We start from the raw sequence: 19,977 nt of genomic DNA on the forward strand, positions 1-19,977 counted from the left end.
GAATTGAAAACAGGAAAAAACACCTCCTTTCGATTCGCCAAGCCTCTTCGCAAGGCAATGAGGGGGCGGAGAGACGCGCTCGTCAACAGAAGTATCTCATTGGAAATGTTGCTCACTTTTTTAGTGAGCTTTTTATTTAAGGAATAGGAATGAAAAATAAGAAGTTAAAATTATACTCAATGAAAATCTCTTCAAACCACGTCAGCGTCGCCTTGTCGTAGGTATCTTACTGACCAAGCTAGTGATGGACTTAAATAGGTGGTTTGGAGCGTCCTAGCGGCTAGGAAATGCTGGCAATAGTCCTTTGCTGAGGATAGGGTGTTTCAATATTCAACACTCAACACTCAACTGTTGACCTAATTGATAGGAAGGGAATTACTATAAAATACTCAGGTTTCCATCATATTTCTTGAAACGATTGTGTAATTAAAATGTAACAATATTGTAATATTTATCACAGAGGATGCCGTGCATATATAAATGTAGTATAACTCTTGTCTCTTTGTTAAAAAATAGGCTGTATCAAAAGGTTTTATATGTCTCTGCATATATATATATATTGTCGCTTTTCCTTGCCTTTACTGACTCTATCTTGTCAGAGAGGGGATTGATTTGTATGTCAGAAGTGTTAGTATATAGTTGATACATTATCGTCTATCGGCTTTTTGTGCGCTTTTTAAGCTCGGGGAAGCTCTCAGACAAGGGAAGGATTTATGCTTATGTTTAGAAAAAGCAATAAGGATAACGGAGAGAAAATTTTCCGTTATTCCATTCGTAAATACCATTTTGGGGCTGCTAGTGTTGCGGTTGCGGCTCTGATGTTTTTTGCCAATGGGGTGCAAGCGCAGGCACCTGCAGTATCTTCGGCAACAGCCAGTGATGTAGTTGCTGGACCTGCTGGAAATTCAGATGGGGATCCGCAGGAGTCAGCTGGGGAAGAGCCAGAGAAGGTCTCTCAGACTGAACCGTCGGCTGAGCTCCAGTCTACAGGGGAGTCAAACTCTATAGAGACTAAAGCCGAGGACGCTAGTAAGGGACAGGAAACAGCTGACCTTGCTCCTACCAAACCAGAGACGAAGCCAGCTGCTCAAGAAACTTCTCAAGGAGGAGCAGTAAAAGAGCAAGACCAGCCCACATCTGCCACTAAAACGACAGAAGCTAAATCACTCCAAGGCAATCTGCAAGCTTTGTTGGAAAAACTAACTCTTAGCTCCATGAAAGCGCTCCACGATGAAGTGGAAGCAGGTCTAGCAGCAGCTAAGGCAGTTTTGGACGACCCAAATGCGACGCAAGTGCAGGTTGATGAGCAAGTTAAACTCATGGAAGACCTGACTCGTCGGGTCAATCAAGCCTTGGAGCCATCGCTACCAAAATTGACAGACTTGGGTGAAGCAAGTTCGACAAATAATAAGCTTAGCGCTCCAGATGGGGCTGTGACTGAGCAAGCAAGTAGTGGGAAGCGTCGTAAAAGAGGTGGGCCAATCGATCTTGAACCAGCTGCAAACCAAGTTAGTCCAACTGATGCAGGAAAGGAAGCAGCACCTGAAGCCAACTCTCAATCTACTCCACGAGAACTCCCAACCTACACCAATACGACAGAAGGTAAGAACGGCGCCTATGGACTAAAAAAGGAATTGGAGGATATCACCAAGGAACTTCGACGGTACGGAGCGTCGGAAGATAAAATCCAAGCAGCAAAAGCAGCAGCTGATAAGTTTAATGAAGCCTTTTCTAAGGGTGATACCATCAGCCAAGAAGATTTTGCAGCTGCCCTAGTCGACCTGAAAAAATCCCGAGACCTCATCGAAGGAGTGCTGGAAGAAAAATATGGAGAAGAGACTACAGGTGGAGGAGTAACCCCGCAACCACGTGATGGTGGCTACTCTGACTTTCGTAATGCTAACTATAGTGGAAGATCTGCAAGGGCGGCAAGAGCTGGCGAAAACTACTCTGAGGAATTTAAAAACGCAAAAGAAAGTTACTTTGAGAAATCAGGCAACAAGGGAAATTCTCCGTATGGTAGGTATACTTATGTCTATTATTCTGATAGAACACCTCGAAATAATGCAACACGACCAGTATCAGAGGCTGAAAATTATATCAAATATACAGTAACATCAACGAGCGATGGATTTCGTTGGCAATTAGAACTTAATAATGGATATAGGACGTTACCAGGTCATTCACAGGTGTGGTTTACTGTACCATCTGGACAAGAGTTCAAACATGGTACAGATGGGATTTCTATCTCTAACCAGGGTGGTGGTACTACAGCATATTCTCCAAATACTAGTGACATTTTATCATTGTTAAAAGTTAGTCAAGCACAATTTGGTAGACAAAAAGAAGGTACTCCACAACATGTTGGAGCTACTAATCGTTTTGGAATTCGTCCACTGCCGGCAGATAATTTGACACAGTTAGCTACTCAAGGGCCTAGAGGGACAAATCCCTATCGCAGAGATTATCAGAGCCAAGAGGAACGTAGTAGTGCGGATGAGAAATTTAGAATCATAAATTCTAGTACAGGACGTTTATTTTACTTTGAACTTCCCAATTCTAATCGAAAATATAAGATTACCTTTGAAACAAGAGGGAATAATGATATTAAAAAATTAGTTTATGCAGCTGGCATGAGATTTTTAGATGGTCATGAGTTGCTCCTTGCAAATCAGTGGCATGCCAGAACACGTACTGAAGCAGAAGAAGATGCTAAAGAGTTGAACGATGCTAAAACAAATGCAATTAGTGCAATCAATGCGGAAGCTGATAGAAAAAACAGAGAAATCGATAGTGCGAATCTATTACCAGCTGACGTAACTAAGTTGAAACAACAAGTGGAAGCAGCTAAAACGAACGGTATAACCGAAGTTAATAGAGCTACTTCACCACAAGACGTAACAACTAAGAAAGATACAGCAGTTGGTGCTATTACAGGTATTAGCTTAGACGAAGCTAAACGAAATAAAGCAGCTAAAGAGTTGAACGATGCTAAAACAAATGCAATTAGTGCAATCAATGATGATGGCGGTCAAGGCGATGCAAATAACCAAGATCAGCCTACTACTCCAAGCACTCCTGCTCATTCGGGAAATTCGACGGATCAAGCTACTGGTCCATCTGCTCAACAGAGGGGAACAGGAAATTCGACAGAAGCAGAGTCTTCACAAGGGCTATCTGAAAGTTCTGCGACACCACCAGCCCGTAGCCGGAGAAGTGTAGCTTTTGCTGGAGGCACTCAATCGAGTCAAGAGAAACAGGTTGATAAATCCGTCTTAAGAGATTTGATTCAAGACTTGGAAACTCGTTTGAAAGACTTGGATGGTATTGATCAATCTGTCATCGACGCTGCGAAGGTCATTCTCGGAGAAGGTCAAGAAGCCCTTAGAAATGCTGACTTGACAGAGGCAGGCTTGAAAGAGATGACTGCCAAGGTCAAAGAAGCTCTCGAATCCTTGAAAGGCAAGCAAACGACTAAGGATGAAGAAGAAATGAAAGAAACAAGCAAAGAGCAAGGTCATCTTCCATACGGTACCATGATTGCTAGCCTGCTCGCCCTTCTTGGTCTCCTTCTCTTCCTCATCGCGCGTCGCAAGAAAGAGTCAGAACTCAAGAAATTGACCAAGGAATTGACTAAGGTTCTGCAAGAAAGCGACCTTACAAATGTAGATGCCAAAGTTCTCGACCAAGCACGAGAAGCTCTCGCTCAAGCAGTTGCCTTCCTAGCCAATGAGAAAGAGTCTGACCACACAGAAGATGAGTTGATTGAGAAACTCAAAGCTATTCTTGCTCAGTTAAGATAAGCAAAGTTTAGACGAGTTGGAAACTAGCTAGAATAGTGATTGATAGAATGTTGGAAAACTCAATTTGAGGTGAACATTCAGAAAATCTTTCTCTGATAAAACGCATAATATCAAGCTTTTTAAGGCAAGATATTATGCGCTTTTATCATTTTGAAACTTTTTGTTCTATCTTATTTGTGATATTTTTCCCTTATTTCACAAATATTTCATATTTGGATTTTATAATAAGTTATAGTTCAGTTTTTACTATACTTTGATATTCAAATATGTTATACTATGATTATCAAAGTAAATGAAAGGAGTTACGAATATGACGCCAGAAGAAATGTACTTGACAGAGCGATTAGACGTACAGATAGCTCATTTTTTAAAGAAAAGCGTTCAACATCGTAGACGCTATAAGGTATTAAAAATAACAGAAATCGTGGCAGGTTTTCTCATAGCTGTCTTTTGTGCTATTCCTATGCCAGGTGATCGCTACCGTTTGATTTCGGTTGCCTTGTCCAGTTTAGGCTTGCTGTGTGAGGGGATTCTCAATTTGTATAATGCCAAGGAACACTGGATTTCTTACCAAAAAACTGCGCAACTCCTGGAGAGAGAAAAATTCCTCTATCAATGTCAAACGGAGAAATATGCAGGAAAAACCAAGGCTTTTGCTCTATTTGTCAAGACATGCGAAGGTATTATCTCAGAGGAAATCAACCAGTGGGAAAGTATCCAGTCAAAAGAAGTGGCAGCTAGTGCAGATGCTCCAGAGAAAAAAGAATAGGAGGTGGAGGAAATGTCTCAATCCAGCTACCTTTTGCCCTTGCTCTGGTTGAAAAAAGAAGCCGATAAGGAAAAGATGAGTGCGACCCAGTGCCAGATATTTTTCTTTTACTATCAACTGTTTGAACTCTTATTTGCTAGAGAAAGCGACTTGAGAGACTTATGTCTGGGAAGGCAAGGTTTTTATTTCTCGCAGTTAGAGAAAGATTTGCTTTCTGGAGTTTCCCAATTTCTAAAAAACTTGGAGGGAAAAGGGACTCTCAAGGCTAATCAAGAAGTATCAGCTCGCAAAGCCCTTTTTCTAGCCTTGACAACTAGCCAGTCAGATTGGCAGGAGTTAGCCCCTGTTTTTGATTTTTATCAGTCTGTCGGGAGACTTGAACATCCTTCTCTCTTGAGTTCTCAGGACAGACAAGATCTGATGTGGATTTACCAGTCAGCTTTGGAGAAGGATTATAGTGTCAAGGTAATTGGCGACAAGCATTTTGTATTGAAGAGACAAGATGCTACTAAATTGACAGGGCGCCAAACTCAAACTTTGGAAGCACTGAGTCAATCAGAAGACTTGGTCAATCCTGTCTATGTTACATTAGGAGAAAAGGGGGTACTCTTGCTTGATTAAGAGAGGAGATGTTGTAGCTCTTTATTTGCCTTTTCCAAGTATTAGTAGCGATTTGGCTGTGAAGAATCATATGTATATTTGTATTGACAACAGCATGACTAAAAACAAAGAGTTAGTTAAAAATCAGACCTTCAAACCAGCTCTCTTGACCAGACGTTTGGTCAAGAACTTTATGATAGAAGAGCCGGATCTAGCTCGTAATCCTTTTACAAGACCAACCTTGATTGACTTAGATAAGGTATTTATGTTGGATAATACGGTCATTCCGACTTCTTATCTAGCCAGACGGCGACGCAATGTCTCAGAAGAATTATACGAGGAAATTTTGGATCACTTAGTCCAACCACGGCTGATTTCGCTGAACAAGTCTGAGTTTATGCAACTCAATCCAGGAACTTATTAGGAGGTAGAAGATGACAAATAAAGCAGTAAATGACTTTATACTAGCTATGGATTATGATAAAAAGAAACTCTTGACCCATCAGGGAGAAAGTATTGAAAATCGTTTCATCAAAGAGGGGAATCAGCTACCCGATGAGTTTGTTGTTATCGAAAGAAAGAAGCGGAGCTTGTCGACAAACACAAGTGATATTTCCGTGACGGCTACCAACGATAGTCGCCTCTATCCTGGAGCACTTCTCGTAGTGGATGAGACCTTGTTAGAGAATAATCCCACTCTTCTTGCGGTCGATCGTGCCCCGATGACTTATAGTATTGATTTGCCTGGTTTGGCAAGTAGTGATAGCTTTCTCCAAGTAGAAGACCCCAGCAATTCAAGTGTTCGCGGAGCGGTAAACGATTTGTTGGCCAAGTGGCATCAAGATTATGGTCAGGTCAATAATGTCCCAGCTAGAATGCAGTATGAAAAAATCACGGCTCACAGCATGGAACAACTCAAGGTCAAGTTTGGTTCTGACTTTGAAAAGACAGGGAATTCTCTTGATATTGATTTTAACTCTGTCCATTCGGGCGAAAAGCAGATTCAGATTGTTAATTTTAAGCAGATTTATTATACAGTCAGCGTAGATGCTGTTAAAAATCCAGGAGATGTATTTCAAGATACTGTAACGGTAGAGGATTTGAGGCAGAGAGGAATTTCTGCCGATCGTCCTTTGGTCTATATTTCGAGTGTTGCTTACGGGCGTCAGGTCTATCTCAAGTTGGAAACCACGAGTAAGAGTGATGAAGTAGAGGCTGCTTTTGAAGCTTTGATAAAAGGAGTCAAGGTAGCTCCTCAGACAGAGTGGAAGCAGATTTTGGACAATACAGAAGTGAAGGCAGTTATTTTAGGGGGCGACCCGAGTTCGGGTGCCCGAGTTGTAACAGGCAAGGTGGATATGGTAGAGGACTTGATTCAAGAAGGCAGTCGCTTTACAGCAGATCATCCAGGGTTACCGATTTCCTATACAACTTCATTTTTACGGGACAATGTAGTTGCGACCTTTCAAAACAGTACAGACTATGTTGAGACTAAGGTGACAGCTTACAGAAACGGAGATTTACTCTTGGATCATAGTGGTGCCTATGTTGCCCAATATTATATTACTTGGGATGAATTATCCTATGATTATCAAGGTAAAGAAGTTTTGACTCCTAAGGCTTGGAACAGAAATGGGCAGGATTTGACGGCTCATTTTACCACTAGTATTCCTTTAAAAGGGAATGTTCGCAATCTCTCTATCAAAATTAGGGAGTGTACCGGACTTGCCTGGGAATGGTGGCGTACGGTTTATGAAAAAACCGATTTGCCACTAGTGCGTAAGCGGACGATTTCTATTTGGGGAACGACTCTTTATCCTCAGGTAGAGGATAAGGTAGAAAATGATTAGGAGAGAAGAATGTTTGCGACAAAAAGAGGCGATGATCTCTCTGCGAACATCTGAAAGTTTATCTCTTGCCTAGCGATTTCCATTGGAGTATGCTCGTGATGTTAAAATGAGTCTATCAAACAGTGGCTGTAAGAAAAAGTAAAAAGGGTAGTGAAACTCCTTGCTATACAGGGAATTAGCTACCTTTTGCTTGTTTTAGAAGCTCTTCTATTGATTTCTTAGAATACAATAGCGCCTATAAGAACTGTTGAATTTCAAAGTATTTACTTGAACTATGATATGTCTGGAGTAGACTGTCAATAAAAGGTGCAGTATGATTGTTTTTGTCGATTATATCTACAAACTCTAAACAGTAGTTTGAGCGGACTTTGTCAAACTTGGTAGAAACTTTCTATTTTCAGATAATGGTCTAGTTTGTTTTTTGAATGTTGATAAGGATAGAAAGGCAAGACCATCTTGGCAACAAAAGTGTCATCCTAGCTTGATTTACTGAATAAAATCTATTTCCTCTAGTGAAAATCGAAAAAACTTGTGTTATAATAAGAAAGATTAAAATGTGAAAAAAGGAGATTCCTAATGGGACGTAAATGGGCCAATATCGTAGCCAAGAAAACGGCTAAAGATGGAGCTAACTCTAAAGTATATGCAAAATTTGGTGTAGAAATCTATGTAGCAGCTAAAAAAGGTGATCCAGATCCAGAATCAAACTCAGCCTTGAAATTCGTTATCGACCGTGCTAAACAAGCTCAAGTGCCAAAACACGTTATCGATAAAGCGATTGATAAAGCAAAAGGAAACACAGACGAAACCTTTACAGAAGGACGTTACGAAGGTTTTGGACCAAATGGTTCTATGCTGATTGTTGATACTTTGACTTCAAATGTCAACCGTACAGCGGCTAATGTCCGTGCAGCTTTTGGTAAAAACGGAGGAAACATGGGCGCTTCAGGTTCGGTTTCATACCTCTTTGACAACAAGGGAGTTATCGTATTTGCAGGTGAAGATGCCGATGCAGTCTTTGAGCAATTGCTTGAAGCAGATGTGGATGTGGATGATGTAGAAGCAGAAGAAGGTACAATCACAGTTTACACAGCTCCAACTGACCTTCACAAGGCTATCGTTGCCCTTCGTGAGTCAGGTATCGAAGAATTCCAAGTGACTGAATTGGAAATGATTCCTCAGTCAGAAGTGGAATTGTCAGGCGATGACCTTGAAACCTTTGAAAAACTTTACAGCGTTCTTGAAGACGACGAAGACGTACAAAAAATCTACACAAACGTAGACGGGTTCTAAATTAACCTAGCAAACATGATCCTAAGTGAAAAAATCACTTGGGATTTTTTAAATCAAAAAAATAGTTCTCTAGGAAACTTTTTCTTGACATCTCTTTTCAAAGTGGTAAAATAGTTCTCACGGAAACTTATTTAGTTCCTAGGGGAACTAAATGTGATAGTTAGAAAGGAGTTTGTATGGACAAACCGATGTTAGTCTTTAAGCGTTTTGGTCATCAGATTCACCTCATGGTGCAAAAGGAAGCCAAACGTTGTGGTATTGAATTTATGGGTGGGCCTCAAGGTCAGGTTGTGCGTTTTTTGGATAATCGTGAGAAAAACCAAGACTTGGTCTTGATTAAAGATATCGAGCAGGAACTCAATATTACCAAGTCTGTTGCTAGTAATTTGGTCAAGCGTATGGTGCAAAATGGTTTGGTGGAATTGGAGGCGAGTCCTGTTGATAAGCGGGCAAAATTTGTTTGTTTGACGGACAAAGCACGTTCTCAAATGCAGCAGGTTAAGGCCTTCTTTGAACGCATAGACAAGCAGTTGATGGAAGACATTGATGAAGATGAATTACTGATTTTTGAGAAAGTTCTCGGTCAACTACAGGCAAATATCGAGAGAATAGGAGGAGAGAATGAAGAAATTAGCCAAACGAATTAGTAGGAAATAATGGGGGATGATTTTACTAGCCATTCTCTTTACCTGCCTTTCGGTCTATCTGGAGTTGGAAGTGCCGACTTATATCTCGAAAATTACGGATTTGCTAGGTAGTCAAGGAACTAATTTAGATGAGTTGTGGCAGCCGGCAAGCATGATGGTGGGAATGTCCTTTCTTGCCTTCTTGTCCGTAGTTGCAGTTGGATTTTTTGCATCCAGAGTGGCAGCTTCTTATACTAGTAGGTTGAGAAGTGATATTTTTAACCGAGTTTTAGACTACTCGCAGACAGAGATTAAGAAATTCTCTATTCCTAGTCTTCTAACTCGTACTACCAATGATATTACTCAGGTTCAGATGTTGATTACTATGGGCTTGCAAGTAGTTACGCGTGGTCCGATTATGGCTATCTGGGCTATCGGAAAGATTTTAGGTCATTCAGAATACTGGCTCTGGGCCGTTCTTGTGGCAGTAATTGTCAATGTTTTGATGACGACTGTTTTGATGACGCTAGCCTTTCCAAAACAGTCCTTGATTCAAAGTCTGACAGATAAGCTGAACAGTATCACTCGTGAGAGTTTAACAGGTATTCGTGTCGTTCGCGCCTACAATGCTGAAGAATACCAAAATGAAAAATTTGCAGCAGCAAACGATGAATTGACACGCTTGAATTTGTTTGTCAACCGTCTTATGGCTATTTTGAACCCTATCATGATGGGGATTTCAAGTGGTTTGAGTGTGGCGATTTACTGGATTGGGGCTTATGTGATTAACGACGCTGCTCCGATAGCACGTCTGCCTCTCTTTAGTGACATGATTGTTTTCATGTCTTATGCCATGCAGGTTGTCATGGGCTTCCTTCTCATGGGGGCGCTCTTCATCGTTCTTCCCCGAACTATGGTCTCTGCTAAGCGGATTAATCAAGTTTTAGATTTGCATTCGTCTATCCAAAACTCTGCTCAAGTGCAGCTGGCTGATGAAAACCTCAAAGGTCAGGTCGAGTTTAAGGATGTGACCTTCCGCTATGCGGCAAATTCAGAGGCAGTTATCGAGCATGTTAGCTTTAAAGCAGAAGCTGGTCAAACAGTGGCCTTTATTGGGTCAACAGGTTCTGGTAAATCAACTCTGGTCAATCTGATTCCACGTTTCTACGATGTGTCAGAAGGAGAAATTCTGGTGGACGGTGTCAATGTTCAAGACTATGACTTGAAAGATTTGCGCAACAAGGTTGGTTATATTCCTCAGAAAGCGGTTCTCTTTTCAGGTGATGTCAAGGGCAATCTAGACTTTGGACAAAGTCAAGAAACACCACTTAGTGAGCAGGCTATGTGGCAAGCCTTGGAATTGGCCCAGTCTAAGAACTTTATCGAAGACAAGGAAGAGGGCTTAGAGTTAGAAGTGGCCCAAGGAGGAACCAACTTCTCAGGGGGGCAAAGACAGCGTCTGGCAATTGCGCGCGCCTTGGCTCGGAAGCCAGAAATCCTCATCTTTGATGACTCCTTCTCAGCCTTGGACTACAAGACAGACCGTGTCCTACGCCAAGAGCTAGCAGAGAAAACCAAGTCTATGACCAAGCTTATCGTCGCACAGCGTATTTCAACGATTATGGATGCAGATTTGATTTTGGTCTTGGATCAAGGTAAAGTCGTGGGCCAAGGCACCCACAAGGAACTTCTAGCAAACAATGAAGTTTACCAAGAAATTGCCTACTCACAACTATCGAAGGAGGAATTGGAACATGGAAAATAAAAAACTGTCGCTCTGGAAACAGAGTAAACCCTATCTTGCAGGTCTCCAGTTTGCCCTTCTGATAGCCTTTCTAGCAACAATCGTATCCAATATCATTACTGTATATGGTCCAACCCGTATCAAGGAAATGACCAATATTATTGCAAGTGGTCTGGAAACAAGTGTGGATGTCGCGGCGGTTGCAGCTATTGGTGGTTTTTTAGCCGTGATTTATGTGATTGGACTTCTATCAAATTATTTGCAGGCCTTTCTGTTTACAACAGCCATTCAACGTTTTTCAGAGCGTTTGAGAAGAGCTATTGCAGAGAAAATCAATAGCCTACCATTGGGATATTTTGATGGACATTCTCAGGGAGATACCTTGTCTCGTGTGACCAATGATGTTGATACTGCAGCCCAGTCCCTTAATCAAAGTCTGGGAACAGTTCTCTCATCTAGTTTATTGGTCTTAGCAGTCTTGGTAACCATGTTTGGGATGAACTGGATTTTAGCCTTGGTAACGGTTGTTTAAACCCTTGTTGGATTTGTATTTGTATCCGTCTTTATGGGCAAATCCCAGAGCTTCTTTAAGAGTCAGCAACAAGATTTGGCAGCTGTCAATGGCTATGTGGAGGAAATGTACTCTGGCCATAATGTGGTGACCAGTTACAATGCTATCGAGAGCACGAAAGAAGAATTTGCAACATTAAATCATCGTCTGTATGACAGTATCTGGAAGTCTCAGTTTATTTCAGGAATTATGATGCCGATTATGGTGTTTATTGGGAACTTTAGCTATGCCTTGGTGATTATCGTTGGTGCAGCCTTGGCTCTGAATGGGCAGATTAGTATCGGGATTATCGTTGCCTTTATGGCTTACGTTCGTATCTTTTCTCAGCCCCTTTCACAAATTGCCCAAGGGATTACTAGTTTGCAGCAGGCTAGTGAAGCCATGGGACGTGTCTTCGAATTTCTAGCTGAAGAGGAAATGGGAGACGAATCCCATAAAGAAAGACAATTGAGCGATATGAAAGGTCAAGTGGTCTTTGATCGAGTTTCCTTTGGTTACACACCAGAGAGAACTATCATCCATGACTTTTCTGCGACCGCTCATGCAGGGCAAAAGGTTGCCATTGTCGGACCGACTGGAGCTGGTAAGACAACCATTGTCAATCTTTTGATGAAGTTTTATGAGATTGATAAGGGGAGTATCCGTATCGATGGTGTGGATACCAAGGATATGAAGTGTTCGGAAGTACATGATGCCTTTTCAATGGTCTTGCAGGATACTTGGCTCTTTGAAGGAACCATTCGCGACAATCTTACCTATAACCAAACAGGTATTAGTGATGAGCGCGTGATCGAAGCCAGCAAGGCTGTAGGGATTCACCACTTTATTATGACCCTACCAGATGGTTACGATACCATCTTGGACGATACAGTGACCTTGTCTGTCGGGCAAAAACAACTCTTGACCATTGCTCGTGCTTTGCTGAAAGATGCACCGCTCCTAATCTTAGATGAGGCTACCTCTTCTGTTGACACCCGTACAGAGGAATTGATTCAGAAAGCTATGGATCGTTTGATGGAGGGCAGAACTTCCTTTGTCATCGCCCACCGCTTGTCAACCATCCGTAATGCTGATCTTATTCTGGTTATGAAAGATGGAAATATCATTGAGCAAGGAAATCATGATGCGCTGATGGCACAAGCTGGTTTCTACGCTGACCTCTACAACAGTCAATTTACAGAAGACGAAGTGGAAGAGTAAATCGAAAGAAGGCTTGACGGCCTTCTTTTTCTGCACTATACTAGAAGACAAGTGCTTCCCTATAAGCAATACTCTTCGAAAATCTCTTCAAACCGCGTCAGCTTCGCCTTGTCATAGGTATATGAGTCTTATTTACAACCTCAAAGCAGTGCTTTGAGCAGTCTGTGGCTAGCTTCCTAGTTTGCTCTCTGATTTTCATTGAGTATAAAATTTGAGTAGGTAATGAGAAAATATATGAAAAATTATCAAGAATGGTATGACCACATTGCTGGTAACATTGGAAATAAGCCCTTTCTTCTGAGCTTGTTAAGAACTTTCAATCGGTTCATGACGGTAGTTATGCCTATAGTTTATCTGACCTTGTTAGCCACTACCTGTCTCCAAGAAGGACTTGGAAAACAGACCGGGATCTATTTGTTTATTCCAGCGTCAGGTTTTGTGATTTTGTCCTTTCTTCGCAAGAAAATCAATGCCCCTAGGCCTTATGAGGAATGGGATATTAAACCCTTGCTTGACAGAGATAGTCCTGGTCAGTCTATGCCCAGTCGTCATGTCTTTTCAGCAACCATTATCTCCATGGCTTGCTTGCATGCTAGTCTAACTATGGGGATGATTTGTTTGACATTATCAGCCCTCCTCGGTCTAGTGAGAGTCTTAGGTGGAGTGCATTATCCCAAGGATGTAGTAGTTGGTTATATTTGTGGTCTTGTGTGGGGTGTGCTTTTCTTTCTATTTTGACCTGTAAGTTAATACTCAATGAAAATCAAAGAGCAAACTAGGAAGCTAGCCGCAAGCTGTACTTGAGTACGGTAAGGCGACGCTGACGTGGTTTGAATTTGATTTTCGAAGAGTATAAGGCGGTCCTAGAACCACTTACGTGCCTAAAGTAACCACTTGCTTTTTTGCTCTTGTTTTCTTATTTTTCCTTTGATATAGTAGAGTCAGAAAGGAGATGGAATGAAGTTACGAATCGAAATTGACAGTAATTTAGAGGAAACTGAAATTATCATAAAGGCGGCAGCCCTGACAGATGAGATTGCGGATTTGCAACGTCTCTTGCAAGAGTCCAAGTCTCCTCGGTTGATTTTTTACAAGGGGACGGGTGAGTACTACTTAGACTTGTCGGAAATTCTCTTCTTTGAGACAGAAGGTAGCAAGATTTACGCCCATACCCAGAAAGACGCCTACGAGGTTCGGCTTAAACTCTATGAGTTAGAGGCTATCCTTCCTCGTTATTTTAGTCGGGTATCCAAGTCAACGATCGCTAATATTCGGCAAATCTATTCGGTGGACAAGTCCTTTTCAGGAACGGGCACCATTTCCTTTTATCAGACCCACAAGGAGGTTCATGTGTCACGGCATTACCAATCCCTCCTAAAAGAAAATCTAAGAAACATGAGGTAAGAACATGAAAAAGAAAGCATTTGGTATTGTGTTGCTTATTTTGGCGGCTTTAATATTATTACAAGGAAATTTTGGAATCCCTTCTCTGGGAGGGCATATTTGGCCCTTGCTTGGTATTGCATTTTTTGCCTATCAATCAGTTGAAGCTTTGCTTCGTCGTCATCTGACATCAGCAGTTTTTACAACTTTTGTAGCTCTCATGATTGCTAATCATTTTTATGACATTTTACCGATTCCAAATCAGTCATTGTTCTGGGCTAGTATTTTAATCGTAATGGGTGTCAGCGTACTCACTCATTCTAACAGAACTTGGAACGGGAAAAAATGGTGGTATGATGGTGAAAAGACCATTCTTACAGATAAGGAAGTCGCTTTTGGGACTGGGACTTTCTACAAGCAAAATCAAGAATTGGTAGAAGACCAAGTAGAAGTTGGCTTCGGAAATGCCAAGATATATTACGACAATGCAGAGATTTTAGGAGACACTGCAACCCTGAAAGTAGAAGTTGGTTTTGGCAATGCAGTTATCTATGTTCCCCAACATTGGAGAGTTGATTTGAAGGTGGAAACTTTCTGTGGTGTAGCCAAGGCAGATGCCCCTCTAGCCCCAACCAGCAAAACCTTGATTATCCGTGGAGATGTGGCCTTTGGGAAGTTGGGAATTGTCTACGTTAAATAAAAAATCTTCACTTCAATCATCAAAATAGGCGTACTAAGAGTAGGAAATTGAAGCCTTGCTCTGATTTCAGTTCTATGGTTGTTAGACTTTAAAAAATGAAATGTTGCCTTTAAAAGTTGTATATTTTTCGATATTTTGGCTCTTACGTTTGATGTATCTATGTCCTACAGCGTGGATGATGTAGTGTAAAATGCTTTAAAAAAATGAAGGATATTGGACAGTTTTTTGAACCTTTAATTGCTCAGGAGCCATGAAAGCAAGCGCTTGGGTTTATGACAAGGGAAAATGGTACTATGTAAGTTCTTCTGGTGCCATGATTGCGAATGATTGGGTCAAAGATAATGGCAAGTGGTATGATCTAGCTTCATCAGGTAAGATGCTTCGCAATACCTACACACCTGATGGTTACTACGTTGGCAACTTAGGTGCCTGGCAATAAGAATAATACTCTTCGAAAATCTCTTCAAACCACGTCAGCTTCATCAACAACCTCAAAACACTGTTTTGAGCTGACTTCGTCAGTTCTATATACAACCTCAAAGCAGTGCTTTGAGCAACCTGCGACTAGTTTCCTAGTTTGCTCTTTGATTTTCATTGAGTATAAGAAGTCCTTTTCCTTAAAGGAAGAGGCTTTTTACTTGCTTTTCTGCTGCTTCCTCATTTGTCCTAAAGCCTTTTTTGTGTTAAAATGAATGGTATGAAAGCTAAAAAAATGTGGATGGCAGGTCTGGCCCTGCTTGGTATTGGGAGCCTTGCCCTTGCTACGAAAAAAGTTGCAGATGACCGTAAGCTCATGAAGACTCAGGAAGAGTTGACAGCGATTGTGCGAGACCATTTTTCAGACATGGGGGAAATTGCGACCCTCTATGTTCAAGTCTATGAAAGCAGTCTAGAGAGCTTGGTTGGTGGCGTCATTTTTGAGGATGGCCGTCATTATACCTTTGTCTATGAAAATGAAGACCTAGTCTATGAGGAGGAAGTCTTATGATACAACCAGCAAGTTTAGAAGAATTAGCATCTTTAGTGGAAAAAGATGGGAAGAAGGTTTTCCTTTTTGTAGCAAACTGGTGTGGCGATTGTCGTTATATCTATCCTGCCTTGCCAGAAATTGAGGAGACCAATCCAGAGTTCACCTTTATTCGTGTGGACCGAGACCAGTATATGGATTTGGCTAAACTCTGGGATGTTTATGGAATTCCTAGCCTTGTTGTTCTAGAAAAGGACAAGGAAATTGGTCGTTTTGTTAATCGCGACCGTAAAAGTAAGCAACAAATTAACGACTTTTTAGCAGGACTGAAATAGGAGAAAAAGAAAACAATGATTTTTACATACAACAAAGAACATGTCGGTGATGTCCTTATGGTCATCGTGAAAAATAGCGGAGATGCCAAACTGGATGTAGAACGCAAAGGCAAGGTAGCCCGTGTTTTTCTCAAAGATAATGGGGAAACAGTGGCTTGGAATATTTTTGAAGTTTCAAGTTTATTTGAAATTGCAGAGTTCGGTCAAGTCTTTTTGACAGATGAGCAAGTCGCTCGTTTGAACCAAGAATTGCAGGCGGAAGGTTTTAAAGAAGAAATTATCAATGACAAGGAACCTAAGTTTGTTGTTGGTGAAATTGTCGAGATGGTAGCTCATCCAGATAGTGACCACCTCAACATCTGCCAAGTTGCAGTATCAAGTGACAAGACTGTACAAATCGTTGCAGGGGCTCCTAATGCGCGTCTTGGGTTGAAAACCATTGTGGCTCTTCCTGGAGCTATGATGCCCAAAGGCAATCTTATTTTCCCAGGTGAACTTCGTGGTGAAAAGAGTTTTGGCATGATGTGCAGTCCTCGTGAATTGCATCTGCCAAATGCTCCGCAAAAACGTGGTGTTATTGAATTATCAGAAGACCAAGTTGTTGGAACTCCATTTGATCCAGCTAAACACTGGACCGCCTAAGAAGCTGTTAGTATCTGATAGACCAGCTAGAAGGAAATGAGATGGCAAAAAATGTAGTAATTACAGGAGCGACATCAGGTATTGGTGAAGCGATTGCGCGTGCTTATCTGGAGCAGGGTGAGAATGTCGTTCTAACCGGACGACGGACAGACAGACTAGAAGTCCTCAAGTCGGAGTTTGCAGAAGCTTTCCCAAATCAAAATGTCTGGACCTTTCAACTAGATGTGACGGATATGATCATGGTAAAGATTGTCTGCTCTGATATTCTAGAAACGATAGGTCAGATTGATATTCTGGTCAACAATGCCGGACTGGCTCTAGGCTTGGCACCCTATCAGGACTATGAAGAGTTGGATATGTTGATCATGCTGGATACCAATGTCAAAGGTTTGATGGCAGTCACTCGCTCTTTCTTGCCAGCAATGGTAAAAGCCAATCAAGGACATATCATCAACATGGGGTCAACCGCAGGAATCTACGCCTATGCTGGTGCCGCTGTTTACTCAGCTACCAAGGCAGCGGTTAAGACCTTTTCAGATGGTCTGCGAATTGATACCATCGCAACGGATATCAAGGTGACGACCATTCAGCCTGGAATTGTCGAAACAGATTTTTCGACGGTACGTTTTCATGGTGACAAAGAGCGGGCTGCGACGGTTTATCAGGGAATCGAAGCCTTGCAGGCACCAGACATTGCAGACACAGTAGTCTATGTGACCAGTCAACCTCGTCGTGTTCAGATTACAGATATGACCATTATGGCCAATCAACAGGCGACAGGTTTCATGGTTCATAAAAAATAAAAAATTTTCTCGAAAAGTTACAAATTTCTGTAACTTTTTTTGATTTCCTGCGAATAGATAAGTAGGAGGAAAAAATATGTATAATAAAGTTATCATGATTGGACGTTTAACGTCTACACCAGAATTGCACAAAACCAACAATGACAAGTCAGTAGCGCGAGCGACTATTGCAGTCAACCGTCGTTACAAAGACCAAAACGGGGAACGTGAAGCTGATTTTGTTAATATGGTTCTATGGGGCAGACTAGCAGAAACCTTGGCAAGCTATGCAACCAAAGGTAGTCTTATTTCTGTGGATGGAGAATTGCGTACCCGTCGCTTTGAGAAAAATGGTCAAATGAACTATGTGACTGAAGTACTTGTTACTGGATTCCAACTCTTGGAAAGTCGTGCTCAACGTGCCATGCGTGAAAATAATGCAGGTCAAGACTTGGCAGACCTAGTCTTGGAAGAGGAAGAATTGCCATTTTAAGAATTAAAAAGTCTGAGTTGGTCTCAGGCTTTTTATCTTGAGAAAGTCAGACTTTTTTCTTGACTATTTCTGACCAAGTGATACAATAGAATTATGAATTAGCACTCAAGTTCAAAGAGTGCTAATAATATCTATCTCATTATGGAGGAAATCAGATGTTGAAACCATTAGGGGACCGTGTGGTCTTAAAAATAGAAGAAAAAGAACAAACCGTTGGGGGCTTTGTCCTTGCAGGCTCAGCCCAAGAAAAAACCAAAACAGCCCAAGTTGTGGCTACTGGACAAGGTGTTCGTACCTTGAACGGTGACTTGGTTGCTCCAAGTGTTAAAACTGGAGACCGTGTCTTAGTTGAAGCCCACGCAGGTCTTGATGTCAAAGATGGCGATGAAAAGTATATCATCGTAGGCGAAGCTAACATCTTGGCAATCATTGAAGAATAGAAGGAGAAAGTAAGTATGTCAAAAGAAATTAAATTTTCATCAGATGCCCGTTCAGCTATGGTCCGTGGTGTCGATATCCTTGCAGATACTGTTAAAGTAACCTTGGGACCAAAAGGTTGCAATGTCGTTCTTGAAAAATCATTTGGCTCACCCTTGATTACCAATGACGGTGTGACCATTGCCAAAGAAATCGAATTAGAAGACCATTTTGAAAATATGGGTGCCAAATTGGTATCAGAAGTAGCTTCAAAAACCAATGATATCGCAGGTGATGGAACTACAACTGCAACTGTTTTGACCCAAGCAATCGTCCGTGAAGGAATCAAAAACGTCACAGCAGGCGCAAATCCAATCGGTATTCGTCGTGGGATTGAAACAGCAGTTGCCGCAGCAGTTGAAGCTTTGAAAAACAACGCCATCCCTGTTGCCAATAAAGAAGCTATCGCTCAAGTTGCAGCCGTATCTTCTCGTTCTGAAAAAGTTGGTGAGTACATCTCTGAAGCAATGGAAAAAGTTGGCAAAGACGGTGTCATCACCATCGAAGAGTCACGTGGTATGGAAACAGAGCTTGAAGTCGTAGAAGGAATGCAGTTTGACCGTGGTTACCTTTCACAGTACATGGTGACTGATAGCGAAAAAATGGTGGCTGACCTTGAAAATCCGTACATTTTGATTACAGACAAGAAAATTTCCAATATCCAAGAAATCTTGCCACTTTTGGAAAGCATTCTCCAAAGCAATCGTCCACTCTTGATTATTGCGGATGATGTGGATGGTGAGGCTCTTCCAACTCTTGTTTTGAACAAGATTCGTGGAACCTTCAACGTAGTAGCAGTCAAGGCACCTGGTTTTGGTGACCGTCGCAAAGCCATGCTTGAAGATATCGCCATCTTAACAGGCGGAACAGTTATCACAGAAGACCTTGGTCTTGAGTTGAAAGATGCGACAATTGAAGCTCTTGGTCAAGCAGCGAGAGTGACCGTGGACAAAGATAGTACGGTTATTGTAGAAGGTGCAGGAAATCCTGAAGCGATTTCTCACCGTGTTGCGGTTATCAAGTCTCAAATCGAAACTACAACTTCTGAATTTGACCGTGAAAAATTGCAAGAACGCTTGGCCAAATTGTCAGGTGGTGTAGCGGTTATTAAGGTCGGAGCCGCAACTGAAACTGAGTTGAAAGAAATGAAACTCCGCATTGAAGATGCCCTCAACGCTACTCGTGCAGCTGTTGAAGAAGGTATTGTTGCAGGTGGTGGAACAGCTCTTGCCAATGTGATTCCAGCTGTTGCTACCTTGGAATTGACAGGAGACGAAGCAACAGGACGCAATATTGTTCTCCGTGCTTTGGAAGAACCTGTTCGTCAAATCGCCCACAATGCAGGATTTGAAGGTTCAATCGTTATCGATCGTTTGAAAAATGCTGAAGTTGGTACAGGCTTCAACGCAGCAACTGGCGAGTGGGTCAACATGATTGAAGAGGGAATCATCGACCCAGTTAAAGTGAGCCGTTCAGCTCTTCAAAATGCAGCATCTGTAGCCAGCTTGATTTTGACTACGGAAGCAGTTGTAGCCAATAAACCAGAACCAGTAGCTCCGGCTCCGACAATGGATCCAAGCATGATGGGCGGCATGATGTAAGCTTTCTATAGAAAACAACTTATAAAAAACACAAAAGGAGGGAATGCCTACCCCTCCTTTTTATGCTATTCACTTCTAAATTGATTTGAGCTCTCCTAATTTATATGATAAAATAATACTGTACTAAAATCAAAAAACATC

At 41.7% G+C, this 19,977-nt stretch carries 19 protein-coding genes and 2 pseudogenes; 20 read left to right on the forward strand and 1 reads right to left on the reverse strand.

All coding sequences use genetic code 11. The features are described 5' to 3' along the window. Window positions 1-719: 719 nt before the first annotated feature. The 13 genes and pseudogenes from HT729_RS07400 to HT729_RS07460 form a co-directional block, all read left to right on the forward strand. Complete coding sequence (locus HT729_RS07400; protein ID WP_166731240.1) at window positions 720-3,803, forward strand: YSIRK-type signal peptide-containing protein; 3,084 nt, start codon at window positions 720-722, stop codon at window positions 3,801-3,803. Window positions 3,804-4,113: 310 nt separating this feature from the next. Then, window positions 4,114-4,572: a DUF4231 domain-containing protein gene (locus HT729_RS07405; protein ID WP_100104869.1), complete on the forward strand. Its 459-nt coding sequence runs from the start codon at window positions 4,114-4,116 to the stop codon at window positions 4,570-4,572. 12 nt (window positions 4,573-4,584) lie between these two features. Continuing rightward, window positions 4,585-5,193, forward strand: a complete 609-nt coding sequence (locus HT729_RS07410) for a hypothetical protein (protein WP_100104870.1) — start codon at window positions 4,585-4,587, stop codon at window positions 5,191-5,193. Further along, the gene (locus tag HT729_RS07415; RefSeq protein ID WP_000595751.1) at window positions 5,186-5,596 is read left to right on the forward strand and encodes a hypothetical protein; all 411 of its coding nucleotides are present in this window, start codon (window positions 5,186-5,188) and stop codon (window positions 5,594-5,596) included. The genes HT729_RS07410 and HT729_RS07415 overlap by 8 nt, the downstream gene beginning before the upstream one ends. A gap of 10 nt (window positions 5,597-5,606) precedes the next feature. Then, window positions 5,607-7,022: a cholesterol-dependent cytolysin pneumolysin gene (ply, locus tag HT729_RS07420; protein ID WP_100104871.1), complete on the forward strand. Its 1,416-nt coding sequence runs from the start codon at window positions 5,607-5,609 to the stop codon at window positions 7,020-7,022. A 576-nt stretch (window positions 7,023-7,598) separates the two neighbouring features. Then, the gene (locus tag HT729_RS07425; protein ID WP_000532877.1) at window positions 7,599-8,315 is read left to right on the forward strand and encodes a YebC/PmpR family DNA-binding transcriptional regulator; all 717 of its coding nucleotides are present in this window, start codon (window positions 7,599-7,601) and stop codon (window positions 8,313-8,315) included. 176 nt (window positions 8,316-8,491) lie between these two features. Next, complete coding sequence (locus tag HT729_RS07430) at window positions 8,492-8,962, forward strand: MarR family winged helix-turn-helix transcriptional regulator (RefSeq protein WP_050223005.1); 471 nt, start codon at window positions 8,492-8,494, stop codon at window positions 8,960-8,962. A 16-nt stretch (window positions 8,963-8,978) separates the two neighbouring features. After that, the gene (locus HT729_RS07435) at window positions 8,979-10,706 is read left to right on the forward strand and encodes an ABC transporter ATP-binding protein (RefSeq protein WP_240164424.1); all 1,728 of its coding nucleotides are present in this window, start codon (window positions 8,979-8,981) and stop codon (window positions 10,704-10,706) included. Beyond that, window positions 10,696-12,456 (forward strand): annotated as a pseudogene (locus tag HT729_RS07440) (ABC transporter ATP-binding protein). The gene HT729_RS07435 and the pseudogene HT729_RS07440 overlap by 11 nt, the downstream one beginning before the upstream one ends. 234 nt (window positions 12,457-12,690) lie before the next feature. Continuing rightward, entirely contained in the window at window positions 12,691-13,194 is a 504-nt protein-coding gene (locus HT729_RS07445; RefSeq protein WP_000800906.1) for a phosphatase PAP2 family protein, read from the forward strand. A gap of 219 nt (window positions 13,195-13,413) precedes the next feature. Then, window positions 13,414-13,860, forward strand: a complete 447-nt coding sequence (locus HT729_RS07450; protein ID WP_172931855.1) for a LytTR family DNA-binding domain-containing protein — start codon at window positions 13,414-13,416, stop codon at window positions 13,858-13,860. 4 nt (window positions 13,861-13,864) lie between these two features. Then, window positions 13,865-14,539, forward strand: a complete 675-nt coding sequence (locus HT729_RS07455; protein WP_000725711.1) for a membrane protein — start codon at window positions 13,865-13,867, stop codon at window positions 14,537-14,539. Between the two features lie 241 nt (window positions 14,540-14,780). After that, a pseudogene (locus tag HT729_RS07460) lies at window positions 14,781-14,978 on the forward strand (N-acetylmuramoyl-L-alanine amidase family protein); the annotation flags it as partial. A 24-nt stretch (window positions 14,979-15,002) separates the two neighbouring features. Here HT729_RS07460 and HT729_RS12445 read toward each other — a convergent pair. Beyond that, window positions 15,003-15,134: a hypothetical protein gene (locus HT729_RS12445; protein ID WP_264175841.1), complete on the reverse strand. Its 132-nt coding sequence runs from the start codon at window positions 15,132-15,134 to the stop codon at window positions 15,003-15,005. Window positions 15,135-15,227: 93 nt separating this feature from the next. Between HT729_RS12445 and HT729_RS07465 the strand changes: the two genes are divergently transcribed. The 7 genes from HT729_RS07465 to groL all read left to right on the forward strand — a co-directional run bounded on the left by HT729_RS07465 (window position 15,228) and on the right by groL (window position 19,836). After that, a complete protein-coding gene (locus HT729_RS07465; protein ID WP_001013971.1) occupies window positions 15,228-15,527 on the forward strand; it encodes a DUF4651 domain-containing protein in 300 nt (99 codons plus the stop codon). Next, a complete protein-coding gene (locus tag HT729_RS07470; RefSeq protein ID WP_138699797.1) occupies window positions 15,524-15,841 on the forward strand; it encodes a thioredoxin family protein in 318 nt (105 codons plus the stop codon). The genes HT729_RS07465 and HT729_RS07470 overlap by 4 nt, the downstream gene beginning before the upstream one ends. A gap of 15 nt (window positions 15,842-15,856) precedes the next feature. Continuing rightward, window positions 15,857-16,483 (forward strand): YtpR family tRNA-binding protein, encoded by a 627-nt coding sequence (gene ytpR / locus HT729_RS07475; protein WP_138699796.1) that lies wholly within the window; start codon window positions 15,857-15,859, stop codon window positions 16,481-16,483. A 41-nt stretch (window positions 16,484-16,524) separates the two neighbouring features. Beyond that, on the forward strand, window positions 16,525-17,286 hold the full coding sequence (locus HT729_RS07480; RefSeq protein ID WP_138699795.1) for an SDR family NAD(P)-dependent oxidoreductase: 762 nt from the start codon (window positions 16,525-16,527) through the stop codon (window positions 17,284-17,286). A 76-nt stretch (window positions 17,287-17,362) separates the two neighbouring features. Further along, complete coding sequence (locus tag HT729_RS07485) at window positions 17,363-17,758, forward strand: single-stranded DNA-binding protein (protein WP_000282467.1); 396 nt, start codon at window positions 17,363-17,365, stop codon at window positions 17,756-17,758. 155 nt (window positions 17,759-17,913) lie between these two features. Further along, a complete protein-coding gene (gene groES / locus HT729_RS07490; RefSeq protein ID WP_000917330.1) occupies window positions 17,914-18,198 on the forward strand; it encodes a co-chaperone GroES in 285 nt (94 codons plus the stop codon). A 15-nt stretch (window positions 18,199-18,213) separates the two neighbouring features. Further along, window positions 18,214-19,836 (forward strand): chaperonin GroEL, encoded by a 1,623-nt coding sequence (gene groL, locus HT729_RS07495; RefSeq protein WP_138699794.1) that lies wholly within the window; start codon window positions 18,214-18,216, stop codon window positions 19,834-19,836. The last annotated feature ends 141 nt before the right edge of the window (window positions 19,837-19,977 follow it).

It is taken from the genome of Streptococcus sp. 79 (assembly GCF_013277425.1).
In the GTDB taxonomy this organism is placed as follows: Bacteria; Bacillota; Bacilli; order Lactobacillales; family Streptococcaceae; genus Streptococcus; species Streptococcus pseudopneumoniae.